Source organism: Paenibacillus sp. 276b (assembly GCF_900107875.1).
Classification (GTDB): Bacteria; Bacillota; Bacilli; order Paenibacillales; family Paenibacillaceae; genus Paenibacillus; species Paenibacillus marchantiae.
In genome coordinates, this window is sequence record NZ_FNRR01000002.1 from 501,817 (window position 1) to 514,917 (window position 13,101).

Annotated in this window: 12 protein-coding genes; 11 read left to right on the plus strand and 1 reads right to left on the minus strand. The window is 46.7% G+C overall.

Going from position 1 to position 13,101, the window contains the following annotated elements:
- Positions 1-121: 121 nt before the first annotated feature.
- Positions 122-706: a TetR/AcrR family transcriptional regulator gene (locus BLV50_RS13045; RefSeq protein WP_063564471.1), complete on the minus strand. Its 585-nt coding sequence runs from the start codon at positions 704-706 to the stop codon at positions 122-124.
- 265 nt (positions 707-971) lie between these two features.
- On the opposite strand from BLV50_RS13045, the gene BLV50_RS13050 reads away from it, so the two are divergent.
- The 11 genes from BLV50_RS13050 (at position 972) to BLV50_RS13100 (ending at position 13,093) form a co-directional block, all read left to right on the plus strand.
- The gene (locus BLV50_RS13050; protein ID WP_090808107.1) at positions 972-2,036 is read left to right on the plus strand and encodes an LLM class flavin-dependent oxidoreductase; all 1,065 of its coding nucleotides are present in this window, start codon (positions 972-974) and stop codon (positions 2,034-2,036) included.
- Positions 2,037-2,064: 28 nt separating this feature from the next.
- Positions 2,065-3,033 carry an alpha/beta hydrolase gene (locus tag BLV50_RS13055; protein WP_090808798.1) on the plus strand — a complete coding sequence of 323 codons (969 nt, stop codon included), beginning with the start codon at positions 2,065-2,067 and terminating at the stop codon, positions 3,031-3,033.
- Between the two features lie 221 nt (positions 3,034-3,254).
- Positions 3,255-4,166, plus strand: a complete 912-nt coding sequence (locus tag BLV50_RS13060) for a helix-turn-helix domain-containing protein (protein ID WP_090808108.1) — start codon at positions 3,255-3,257, stop codon at positions 4,164-4,166.
- Positions 4,167-4,192: 26 nt separating this feature from the next.
- Positions 4,193-4,681, plus strand: coding sequence for a DinB family protein (locus BLV50_RS13065; RefSeq protein WP_090808110.1), 489 nt, complete (start codon positions 4,193-4,195; stop codon positions 4,679-4,681).
- Between the two features lie 178 nt (positions 4,682-4,859).
- Positions 4,860-5,147 carry a hypothetical protein gene (locus tag BLV50_RS13070; RefSeq protein ID WP_090808113.1) on the plus strand — a complete coding sequence of 96 codons (288 nt, stop codon included), beginning with the start codon at positions 4,860-4,862 and terminating at the stop codon, positions 5,145-5,147.
- 234 nt (positions 5,148-5,381) lie between these two features.
- Entirely contained in the window at positions 5,382-5,903 is a 522-nt protein-coding gene (locus tag BLV50_RS13075) for a GNAT family N-acetyltransferase (protein ID WP_064640055.1), read from the plus strand.
- Between the two features lie 387 nt (positions 5,904-6,290).
- Positions 6,291-7,142 (plus strand): rhamnulose-1-phosphate aldolase, encoded by an 852-nt coding sequence (gene rhaD / locus BLV50_RS13080; RefSeq protein ID WP_063564465.1) that lies wholly within the window; start codon positions 6,291-6,293, stop codon positions 7,140-7,142.
- 284 nt (positions 7,143-7,426) lie between these two features.
- Positions 7,427-9,244: an APC family permease gene (locus BLV50_RS13085; protein WP_063564464.1), complete on the plus strand. Its 1,818-nt coding sequence runs from the start codon at positions 7,427-7,429 to the stop codon at positions 9,242-9,244.
- 497 nt (positions 9,245-9,741) lie between these two features.
- The gene (locus BLV50_RS13090) at positions 9,742-10,608 is read left to right on the plus strand and encodes a carbohydrate ABC transporter permease (RefSeq protein ID WP_371129256.1); all 867 of its coding nucleotides are present in this window, start codon (positions 9,742-9,744) and stop codon (positions 10,606-10,608) included.
- Positions 10,605-11,426, plus strand: a complete 822-nt coding sequence (locus BLV50_RS13095) for a carbohydrate ABC transporter permease (protein WP_090808115.1) — start codon at positions 10,605-10,607, stop codon at positions 11,424-11,426. The genes BLV50_RS13090 and BLV50_RS13095 overlap by 4 nt, the downstream gene beginning before the upstream one ends.
- A 293-nt stretch (positions 11,427-11,719) precedes the next feature.
- A complete protein-coding gene (locus BLV50_RS13100) occupies positions 11,720-13,093 on the plus strand; it encodes an ABC transporter substrate-binding protein (protein WP_063564461.1) in 1,374 nt (457 codons plus the stop codon).
- The last annotated feature ends 8 nt before the right edge of the window (positions 13,094-13,101 follow it).

The window sequence follows — 13,101 nt, forward strand, 5'->3', positions numbered from 1 at the left end:
AAATCCGAATGAGGTATTATGTTTGTCAGCCAATCGCAGAGGGTCAAGTTTACAGTGAAATGAATGAAGCACTGCCGGCGTTTTAGCCAGCAGTGCTATTTTTTCTTATCATCACTTGGACTTAACCCAGCAAGGAAAGTGTGACTCGAATCGAGTTTTCTATAAATGAACGATTGGGACGGGACTTCATGAAAACGGTCAGTCCAATTAGGGATACAATAAGTGCTTGCGCGACAGCCTTAGCGTCCAGGGAGGGGTTAAGTTCCCCTGATCGCATTCCCCGCTCAATATTTTCCTGAAAGATGACCGACAGGTACATCTGATGTTCCCGGGTGAGAATTTCAAATTTCTCATCATGGGGTGCAAGCTCAACCATCGTATTGATGCAAAAGCATCCACGACTGAGTCGCTCTGCGTTGTATTCTTCGTCCACGATTTCTGCAAAAAAAGTACGAAAGGCCTCTTTAACCGATGTAATACCCGCCAGTCTGGTTCGCATCTCTGCGGCACGAGCCATCGTGTATTTCCGTAGCGAAGTTTCGAACAGTTCTCTTTTATCTCCAAAAGTGGAATATATACTGGGTCTTTGGATGCCCATCCTCGAAGTCAGATCGCTTAATGAAGTGGCCTCATATCCTTTTTCCCAAAAAAGCTGCATCGCTGCATCCAGTACTTTCTCTTCGTCAAATTCGCGAGTTCTCGCCATAATAGATACTCCTTGTTACTTATATTTTCTCAAGTATAGATATTTCGTACTCATCAGTATGATATATAATATATAACTCTCAATAATTTGTCAAACCAACGTCTTTTTGAGGATGTATTTAAGAAATGAGATACATTTTTAATCAAAATAAATAGATTGACAGTAAGAGAAACACTGAGATATATTAACTACCTAAATAACATACCGATCGGTAATTTATTTTACGAGTAGTGATAGTCCAATTTTGAATAAGGAGAAATCAGTTATGGAAATAGGAATTACTTCGTTTGTGGAGACAACACCCGATCTTCGGACAGGTGAGGTCATAAGTCACGCACAGCGATTGCGTGAAGTGGTGGAAGAAATCGTGCTTGCCGATCAGGTGGGGTTGGATGTATTTGGCGTAGGAGAACATCATCGTAAAGATTATGCGGCTTCTTCCCCTGCGATGGTGCTGTCCGCAGCTGCATCCCTGACCAAGCGTATTCGGCTGACTAGTGCAGTAACGGTACTTTCGTCCGCTGACCCGGTACGTGTGTTTCAGGATTTTGCCACACTGGATGGCATTTCGAATGGACGTGCGGAGATTATGGCAGGGCGGGGTTCCTTTAGTGAATCATTCCCTTTGTTTGGATATGAGCTAGGTGAGTATGATGAGCTGTTCGATGAACATCTGGAACTGCTGCTTAACCTGCAAAAGTCCGAAATTGTCAACTGGCGAGGTGGGCACAGACCTGCAATACATAATCTGGGCGTATATCCACGGCCTGTGCAGAGCCCTTTGCCCATATGGATTGGCAGCGGGGGCAATCAGGAATCGGTGGTGCGTGCAGGATTGCTGGGGCTTCCGTTGACGTTGGCTATTATTGGCGGGAGCCCGGAAAGGAATTTTGGCCCCCTTGTACAGTTGTACAAGCAGGCAGCGGCACATGCCGGACATGACGCTTCGAAGCTTACTGTAGGGTCGCATTCGCTCGGATTTGTGGCTGAAAATACAGAACTGGCGGCTGATCTGTTCTTTCCTTCTACCCAGGCGGGTATGAACAAAATTGGCAAGGAACGCGGATGGGGACATTACAGTCGTGCCAGTTTTGATGCTGCACGTAGCCATGAGGGTGCTTTGTACGTAGGTGATCCAGAGACGGTTGCCCGGAAAATCATTCACCTTCGCAAGAATGTGGGCATTACACGTTTCATGATGTACGTACCGATTGCCACGATGCCACATGATCAGGTGATGAGAGCGATTGAATTGCTCGGAACAGAGGTGGCACCTCGAGTGCGCACAGAGTTGGCTGAGTGGGAAGCTGAGAATGGACAAAGAGCATAAAGAACATACACTGAAGGAGGAATTGCATATGAGTTTTGTAGATCGGGTGGTACCTGAATTAAGAGATGCATTGACCCAGTTTCCGGGCTTTAATTTGAAGGGGGTATTGCAGGTTAGCCGGGCGATGCTCATGAATCCACCGATTGAGAAGTCGGATGACGTACGCACAACAAAGAGAATTATTGCTGGGGCAGCAGGAGACATGCTGGTCAAAATATATGAACCGGCTGAGCGTACTGGAGATAAATTGCCAGCGATGTTGTGGATTCATGGAGGAGGTTATGTGCTGGGACATCCGGATATGGATGATGCATTATGTGAACGCTTTGTACAAGCGGCTCATTGCGTAGTTGTATCGGTTGATTATCGCCTGGCCCCTGAGCATCCTTATCCAGCTGCCCTTCATGATTGCTATGCAGGTCTGGTATGGATGACGGACGAAACGGAGTCGCTTGGCATTGATCTTAGCCGGGTCGCAATTGCAGGAGCAAGTGGAGGTGGAGGACTGACTGCAGCACTTGCACAAATGGTCCGCGATAAAGGTGGGCCGAGCCTGATCTTCCAAATGCCGCTGTACCCGATGCTGGACGATCGGAATATTTCGGCTTCGAGCCACGAAATTACGGAACAAAATGCCACATGGAATCGGACGAATAACCTGGAGGCATGGAGTATGTACCTTGGAGGAGAGAAGGAGGGATTGGGGGAAAACGAAGAACAGCACATACCTTCCTACGCTGTCCCGGCAAAAACTGGAAATCTGGCAGGGTTACCTCCGATGTATACGTGTGTTGGCCAGCTGGATCTATTTCGAGACGAGACAATCGACTATGTGACACGCCTTGCGGCAGCGGGAGTGGATGTCGAAATGCACCTGTATCCCGGTGCTTATCACTGCTTCGAAGTATTTGTGCCTGATGCGGAAGTTAGCCAGCGGGCTAGTCAGGATTATATCCGGGCCATGGCTAGAGCGCTTAATCCTTCATGGGAGCAATAAATGTCTCCGGTGTTGCCCATAAAAATTGATGTTCTTTTCATCTTCATTTCAGATTCCGTTAAGGTAACAGGGGTAAGATAAGTCTTGTAAACCCCTTCTCGTGTTAAATAGATGTGTGACTAGCCCCGTCGGATCGTCCGGCGGGGTACTTTTTTTCTTCATTTCATCGGTTGATGGTATGATAGATAAGTACATAAATGCTAGTAACGGAGGGATGGTTCGTGGACCCCAGCCTGCATCCGCTGTTCAGACCCATTCAGATGAATGGGACAGATCGGAATACGTATTATATTGAACAAATACCTTCTATCTCCCTAATGGCTCATGTAGCCTGTTATTGGGAATCCGGTTCTATTCCCCACACAGGAGAGCAAGATCGGGAACCTATATCAGTGCCCGCTAGGGTATTGCCGGATGGCTGCACGGACATGCTGATTACATACGACTCGGTCCGTTCGGCTCATTCCTATGCATACTGTGGCAATTATACGCATCCATTTGCTGTGCCCGAGGCATCCGATGTAAGTCCTTCCGCAGATTACACATTTGGCGTACGTTTTTTTCCGGGTGGGGCGTACGTTTTTCATGGTTTGCCATTGGAAGGATTTACGGACGTGCGAATTCCGCTTGAGGAATGTTGGCCAGTCAGGTTGAATGAGCTTCAGGAGCGGATGGCTGGAACAAGAACCTTTGAAGAACGGGTGGAGGTAATGAATGCCTATCTGAGTCCACTATCCGTGCAAACCAATACATACGAGAATGATTTGATGAAAAACACGCTGCATCGCATCTTTATCGATGGGGGACGTATGAGCGTCAGTGAGCTGGCAATGCGAGAAGTTGTTAGTGAACGCCAGCTGCATCGGAAGTTTGCAGAATGGATCGGAATCAGTCCGAAGCGATTCAGTGAGGTGGTTCGTTTTCATCGTGTCCTGGGCAGTATTCATCAGGGGCATACGGCGGATGGGGTAGCGCTGGCCCTGAATCATGGTTTTTTTGACCAAGCCCACTTGATTCGTCAATTCCGCAAGTTTTATGGGGAAACCCCGCTGACCGCTGCCAAGGAACATCAACAAAGGTTGTCCGATTTGTACAATAAGTCGGTTGCCCCTTCAGATATACTGAGATCGTGAGAATAATAGTAAAGGAGATATCATATATGAATGGAACATTGCAAATTCGGAATCATCTGCTCAATGAATTGGAGACGGGAGTACGTACGGGGGCGAGTCTGATCCGCCTAATCCGTCCAGAGGATTGGGCGTACCGCCCGCAGGACAATATGCGTTCACTGGTGGAACTGGTCCATCATTTTATTCAGATCACGGCATCGGACCTTGCCATTATGCAGGAGAAGAGCGAAGCCGAGGTTGGTGTGGTAGAGAATAGCCTGTCAGGGATCGAGGATAATGAAAAATTGGAGGCAACACTTTGGGGTAATTTAGAGGTCTACAAAGCCTATATTGTATCACTCAGCGAAGAAGAGCTGTTGAATCGTTCAACCAAAGCCTTCTATATGGAGCACGGTCATTTGCAGGCTCAATGGCAGATTGAAACGCTAACTCACGTATTCCATCACCGTTCACAGTTGTATAATTACCTCAAACAACAGGGGCATGAGTTGAACTTTTTCATGCTGTATGCTTAAAAATCTTAGAATATGAGTTTTGTGTAATTAGCTCCGCCTAATGACTGGCGGGGCTTTTTTTTGTGTCTAGTATTCTAGCGTCTCTATTAAAATGGACGTTATCACACGGTCATTTTACCGTTACATTAATAGATTCCAAACATAGAATACTGTATCAAAGCAAAAGGAGGTGATTTCCATGGCCATCCTTTTACCGCAACAATTTTATGCCTTAGATGCAAGCGTGGGTAAATCGTATTATGAAAACCTCGCTGGAGGCACGAATGCCAGCATCACGGTGAACAATTTTGGTACTGCCCCGGTAGATCTGGTTGTGACTCGTGTTAACGCTCCAGTGATCACGTATATGATCCCAGCTGGCAACAGCCTTACGTTGTCTGTTGATTTGCTGCTCGTAGCTGCACTGCTGACTACTGCGGCAGGTGCTTCAACAGGCACGATTCAAATCGCGACATCTGATTTCTAATGAATGTAGCGTGCTTTGTGAACCTCTGTCGGACATGTTGTCGGCAGAGGCTTTTCTTTTTTTATGGATACATCATATCGATTCAATCAAGAAACAGCCTCAGAAATTGTATGTGCGACCCCAGTGATATAATAGGTTTAGATCAAATTTTTGTTTACATAGGCTACCATTCGAGTAATTTATATTTAGGAACAGAATGAAGACTGATGTTGTGAAACAGGAGGTTATTGGACGATGAAAAGACCAACGTTTCTTGAAACTGAGCGGCTTGTTTTCTCGACATGGAATGAAGAAGACCGTGCTCTGGCTTCCGCTCTATGGGGAGATCATGAGGTATCGAAGTGGATTAGCAGCAAAGGATTTCTGAGCGAGGATGAAGTGGAAGCGAGATTGACTCAGGAATTAAAAAGGCAAGAAGATGTGGGAGTGCAATACTGGCCACTCTTTGAGAAAGATTCGGAAGTGTTTGTTGGTTGCTGCGGATTGCGCCCGTATTCTCCGGAAGAAGAGATATATGAACTGGGATTTCATCTAACCCGGGATCATTGGGGCAGGGGCTACGCCATGGAGGCGGCACGAGCGGTGATTGACTATGCATTTGGAGAACTGAAGGCTAAAGCGTTGTTTGCTGGGCATCATCCGGATAATGAAGTGTCACGTCACCTGCTGTCCAAGCTGGGCTTTGAGTATGTACGGGACGAGCGTTATAAACCGACAGGACTGATGCACCCGTCCTATTTGCTGAAAAAGGAATAAATATGTTCCAAAATACAGCACAACGTCTTTAAATATATAGCATAAATGGATGGATAGCAGCGGTGACCGTCATTTTTTGGTAAAGGGGTTTTCATCGTTTTTTTATTTCATTTTCAGCTTCTATTAAGGTAGCAGAGGTAAGATAATTCTTGTAAACCCCTTCTCGTGTTAGATAGATGTGTGACTGACCTCGCCGGACGCCGGTGAGGTATTTTTTTGCTTATTTTTATAAATATACACAAACAAACATAAACAAAAATAAATAAAGCAAATAACGCTGTGTATTATTGACTAATAAAAGTAAACAAAGGTATAATGAATGTGAAAAAAGGAACTTACTATGTACGTGATGGGCATTTTATTTTTTATCATGAGGAGAGAATGATGATGAACGTGACCCTTACCAATGAAACAACGCAGGCTGCAGGCTTCCATATCCCATTTGTTCGTGAGATGGCGGAGATTACTCAACATATGTGGAAAAACGGGTGGGATGAACGCAATGGTGGCAATGTCAGCTATCTGCTGGGGGAAGAGGAAGTTGCCAAATATATCGATATCAACCATGTGATCCGCAAGATCAAACCAGCATTTTCGATGCATGAGCTGGCAGGCAAGTATTTTATTGTGACTGCTTCGGGCAAATATTTCAAAAATGTACTGGCTGATCCGGAGAGCAATCTGGGGTTGCTACGAGTATCGAATGATGGACAGGAGCTGGAAGTGCTGTGGGGGCTAAAGTCGGGAGCGAACCCAACGAGTGAATTGCCTACGCATTTTATGAGTCATATCGAACGTCTGAAAGTCGACTCGAAACACCGGGTTGTGATGCACAACCATGCGACCAATGTGCTGGCGATGACCTTTATCCATGAGTTGGATGAAATGAAATTTACAAAGACGCTGTGGCAGATGTGTACGGAATGCGTTGTCGTATTTCCTGACGGGGTTGGTATTATTCCGTGGATGGTGCCTGGATCGAATGAAATTGGACGGGAAACGGCTGAGAAAATGAAGGAATACCATGCGGTCATTTGGCCGCAGCATGGGATTTTTGGAACAGGTACAACGATTGATGAAGCCTTTGGCCTCATTGAGACTATTGAGAAAGCGGCTCAGGTGTATATGCTGGTTGCAGGTCATGAGATCAGACAGAGAATTACGGATGAGCAGCTAGCTACATTGGCCCAAGCTTTCGGTGTCACTCCACGTCCTGGTATATTGGGCATAGAAGTTTGACGGATCGAAATCGTATAAAAGAAAGAGCTACAACACAGCCTAATATGAATGGTCTTTGGTTTATTAAACCGAAGGCCATTTCCTTTTTTTCGGCGAACAAACGCCATTTTGGTTCAAAAACGTTCAAAAAACTGATAAAGCGCGGCTTTGTTATCGATTATTGAATCGTAGAATGCATTATCACACGCTGGCGAAATTCGGGTGAAATGACGTATTGTCAATGGCTCGGCGATTTTGCATAATAACAATGCTTCACAGATGAAAGACGGAAGGAAGTTATGATCATGCTTGGCAAAATGAAGAGAATCTTAATAGGCAAGCCTATGAAATCGGCTGAATTGGATGCAGAAAAATTGGGGAAATGGAAGGCACTTGCCATCCTGTCCTCCGATGCACTATCGTCCGTTGCCTACGGTACGGAGCAGATCTTACTGGTGCTCGTTGCGGCCGGATTCGCCGCCTTGTGGTACTCTGTTCCAATCTCCATCGCCGTGTTGGGATTACTCGTCATTTTAATTTTTTCCTACCGCCAGACGATTTTTGCTTATCCAACAGGAGGCGGCGCGTATATCGTAGCCAAGGATAATCTCGGCACGGCTCCGAGCTTGATTGCCGGAGGATCTTTGCTGGTCGATTATATTCTGACTGTTGCGGTAAGTTCGTCCGCAGGGACCGATGCGATTACATCTGCCTTTCCAATGCTTCATGATTACAGCATCGTCATTGCACTGATCATGATTGTATTTCTGACTATTATGAATTTGCGAGGGGTGACGGAATCAGCTTCCGTATTGGCGATCCCCATATATCTGTTTATCTTTTCGATTGCGATTCTGATTATCTCCGGAGGTATCAAATTTCTGGCTGGTGGCATGGAAGCTGCGGCCCCAGAATTCGGAACGAGTATGTCTCATGTGAGTCTGTTTCTGCTGCTGAAGGCATTCAGCTCGGGTTGTTCGGCCTTGACCGGGGTTGAGGCGGTGAGTAACGCCATTCCGAACTTCAAGCAGCCTGCGGAGAAAAATGCAGCAGGAACCTTGATGCTTATGGGATGTATTCTGGGAGCCATGTTTATCGGGATAACGTTACTTGCTTATGGTTACGGGGTGAAGCCTGATCCGAAAGCCACAGTCATTTCCCAGATCGCCGAAGCGACATTTGGCAGGGGTACGATGTATTTTATTATTCAGGGTGTAACGGCCTTGATTCTGTTCCTGGCAGCGAATACGGCCTATTCTGCTTTCCCGCTGCTGTCCTTCATGATGGCAAAGGATAAATATATGCCACATATGTTTATGGTTAGAGGAGACCGCCTTGGCTTCTCGAACGGTATTATTTTTCTCAGTGTGATGTCTGCCTTGCTGGTTGTTGGATTCAAAGGAAATACGGAAAGCTTGATTCCGCTCTACGCGGTGGGCGTGTTCATTCCATTCACCCTGTCGCAGCTGGGCATGATGATTCGCTGGATCAAAGTCAAACCATCCGGATGGGGTGTGAAGCTGCTCGTCAATACGATTGGTATGCTGACCACACTGTCAATTACATTGATTTTTATATTCACCAAGTTCACACAAACATGGGTTATCTTTATTTTCCTGCCACTCGTCGTTTATGTGTTCATGCGCATTCACCGTCATTACTGTAACATCGCGGATGAATTGAGGATTGATATCAAGCTGGAGAAACCGGTGAGAAAGGGCAATACGATCGTCATTCCGGTGGCTGGCATTACAAGGGTGGTCATGAATACAATCTCTTACGCCCAGACGATGTCAGATCACGTGGTTGCCTTGTATATCGGGTTCGATGATGAAGCCATTCGCAAGATGGAGCAGAAGTGGGAAGAGTGGAACCCTGGCGTTCGCCTGGTTGTCATTAAATCAAGATACCGCAGTATTATGGGACCGCTCAAGAAGTTCATTGATACCGTGGAATGGAAAACGGCCGAGACGGACCATATCACGATTCTAATTCCACAGTTCATCACCAAGCATTGGTGGCAAAATGTACTACACAACCAGACCAGCTTCATGATCCGCGCTTATTTGATCAATTACAAAGACGTGATTGTCACGACTGTGCCGTATCATCTCAATCGTTAAAAGGCTTCGTCTACACTGGCCAATGGCATGAAAAGAGTATGTTATATGCTTATATGCCATCCATTTTCTTTGGGATTCTCTACCGAAAATTTTGCGTTAACATTAAATATCCAGTTTTCTGTTAAATTGATTGAGTAGATATCTAATCGTTGTTCATCTTCCCTTAACACATAAAGCCGCACGAACGTTCCCGAATCAAGGGGTTCTTGCGGTTTTTTTGCTGTTTGCTGAGCTTGTTATGAAGTCTATTTAACATCCCTTGTTTGGTAAAGTCGCTTGTCCACGATTAACGCTGCGTTGATTCAGAACGGATGCTGCTGTGACAGTTGGCTTTTACACTAGATAATGTGGGTGATGAAGTTCACACACCGAATGCGTAGATCAAGGGGGAAGAAAATCCGATGAGTGAGCTTGACAACCGGATCGGCTTGCCTGCTGCCAGACGGCGCGTATGGGGTACAAGTCAGCGCCGGACAGCTTCGCTGCGTGTGCAGCGAATGCGGGAGAATATGCTGGCCTATGGTTTCCTGGCACCATCGCTGCTTTTATTTGCAGTGTTTCTGTTTTATCCGATGTTCAAGTCGGTGTACCTGAGTCTGCATTCCACTGACCCTACCGGACAGATTGCAGCTTATGTGGGACTGGACAATTTCAAGGCGGTATTCCAGTCCGGACTGTTCCTGCAAGGCATGAAAGTGACGTTGCTATTTGTCCTGTTTACCGTGCCAACCGGCATGCTGGCAGCTCTGATTCTAGCGGCATTAACACACAACCGTTTCAAGGGAATGCGTATATTCCAGTTTGTATTCTCTCTGCCCGTGGTATTGTCTGTCGGTTCATCGGCGGTCATCTGGAAGTTCCTGTTCCATCCGACCTTGGGCATGCTGAATTATTTATTAGGAAAAGTTGGAATCGATCCAATTCCCTGGCTGACCAGCCCGGATTGGGCCTTAATATCGATCTCCATTATGACGATTTGGATGAATCTCGGATTCAATTACATTATTCTATCCAGCGGATTACAGGGCATCCCGGATGAAATTTATGAGAGCGCGAAGATTGATGGCGCAGGTCCTTTACTTACTTTTCGCAAAATCTCGATGCCACTGCTGTCGCCAACCCTGTTTTTCGTCACAGTTGTATCGATCATTGGTGCGTTCCAATCATTTGGTCAAATCAACATTCTAACCCGTGGTGGCCCGATGGACAGCACCAATGTATTCGTATATTCCATCTATCAGGAAGCGTTTGTTAATTTCCGCTTTGGGACGGGCAGTGCGCAGGCGCTTATCCTGTTCGCGGTCATTATGCTGCTGACCCTGATTCAGTTCAAATGGGTGGAAAGGAAAGTGCATTACCAATGAGGACACCATGGACCAAAACATTGCTGTATATGTTGCTTACAATCTGTGCGGCACTTGTACTGTATCCGGTGCTGTACACCTTTTTCATGGCGGTCATGACGCCGGAGGATGCCAGTGCGTATCCGCCTCATATCATCCCGCAATCGATAGACCTGTCCAATTTCACGGAAGTATTCGATATCGTTCCGATTGGTTCGTTTATCGGCAATACATTCCTGGTGGCAGGACTGACGATGCTTGGTCAGCTTGTTACAGCGAGTATGGCGGCCTATGCATTCGCGAAAATGGAGTTTAAAGGCAAGAACGTCATCTTTAGCATGTTTGTGGCGACGATGATGATTCCTTGGGAAGTCACCATGATCCCGAACTATCTGACGGTGCGCAGTTGGGGCTGGCTCGATACGTATCAGGGACTGACCATTCCGTTCCTGGCAACAGCGTTCGGTACATTCCTGCTGAGACAATTCATCATGCAGCTGCCCAAGGAACTGTTTGAAGCAGCGAAGATCGATGGCTGTGGGCATATCCGGTATTTTGTGTCCCATGTCCTGCCATTGTCTCGCCCGGCACTTGGAACATTGGCAATCTATTCGTTCCTGAGCATGTACAACTCCTATCTGTGGCCACTGCTTGTTACAAATACTCCAGAGATGAGGACGGTACAGATCGGGATCTCGATGCTGGAGTTCCAGGAATCCACAGCATGGAATCTGGTGTTTGCCGGCACAGCGCTTGTTATTTTACCGTCGCTGCTGCTTCTGGTCTTCGGTTTGAAACAGCTTGTCCGCGGTATGGCCGCAGGCGCGCTGAAGGGTTGATTAAGTTAAGAGTGTATGGATTTAACGGGTTAGTGGTTTGGATACCCAGGAGCGAATAAACAAGGCCTCACTCTTGAAATAAGTTCTTTAAAGGCTGCAAAAGCAGTGGAGGGGACGAAATCGATTCTGTAGAAGCGAAGCGTTCGCCTTTATCACCGGATTTTCTCCTTTGAGGGAGATGAAAAAAATCCGGTGATAACAGCGATCGAAAGAACGATTCGTAACCATAACGGCCACCTTGCAGAAATTAAAGCACTTATTGTGACGTGAGCCCCAAAAAAAGGAGAGCGATTATGATCGGGTTTCGTTTGAAAAAAAGAGGAACATTTGCATTGATGTTGGCTGCACTTATGCTGGTATTGTCCGCTTGTGGCGGAAAAACCGAAACAACAAGCACAACGGGCGGAGCGCAGGCAGATGCTGCAGCTGCTGAACCGGTACAACTGACGTGGTGGCATTCGATGTCGGGTGCAGGGGAGAAAGCCATTAATCAACTCGCTTCCGATTTCAACGCAAGTCACCCGGACATTCAGGTGAAGGCAATCTATCAAGGGAAATATGATGAGAGCCTGAACAAACTCAAAGCTTCCATGGGATCGGACAGTGGTCCGGATATTATCCAGGTGTACGAGATCGGCAGCAAGTTCATGATCGATTCGGGCATGATTACGCCGGTACAGCAATTTATCGATAAAGATAAGTTCGATCTGTCCCAATTGGAGCCCAATATCATCCGTTATTACACCATCGATGGCAAATTAAATGCGATGCCGTTCAACACATCGAACCCGATTCTGTATTACAACAAAGATATGTTCAAAGCTGCTGGTCTGGACCCGGAGAACCCGCCTAAGACATATGAAGAGTTTGAGCAAGCAGCTAAAGCACTGGCGAAAGACGGTAAACCAGGTGCATCCATGGCCATCTATGGCTGGTTTATGGAACAGTTCTTTGCGAACCAGAATGCAGATTATGTAAACAATGGTAACGGAAGAACCGGTGCAGCGACTGAATCCATGCTGAACTCCGAAGCTGGTGTGAAGACTTTGACATGGTGGAAAAAGATGATGGACGAGAAAACCGTCTCTAATCTGGGACGCAGCACTGACGATACGACCGCTGCGTTTACCGCACAGCAAATCGGTATGACGCTGGATTCCACCGCTGGATTGCGCAAAATTGTAGAGGGTGCTGGTGGCAAGTTTGAGCTGGGAACAGGCTTCCTGCCACGTCCAGCAGATGCCAAAGAAGGCGGCGTCGTTGTTGGTGGCGCAAGCTTGTATATTATGAACAACAAATCCGAAGCTCAACAGCAAGCCGCTTGGGAGTTTATCAAGTACCTGGCTACACCTAAGGTACAAGCCAACTGGAGTGTTGCGACAGGATACTTCCCTATTACGACAGCAGCCTACGATGAGCAAGTATTAAAGGATAATATGGCGAAGTACCCGCAATTCCAGACAGCAGTCGACCAATTACACGCTTCCGCTGATTCGACAGCAACATCCGGGGCTGTAATGGGTGTATTCCCCGAAGCCCGTCAAATTGTCGAAGGAGCGATCGAGACAGTTCTGAATGGACAAGGTACACCGCAAGACGTATTGGATGCAGCAGCGAAGCAAATTACAGACAAGATTGGGCAGTATAACAGCACGGTGAAGAAGTAACTTATTTC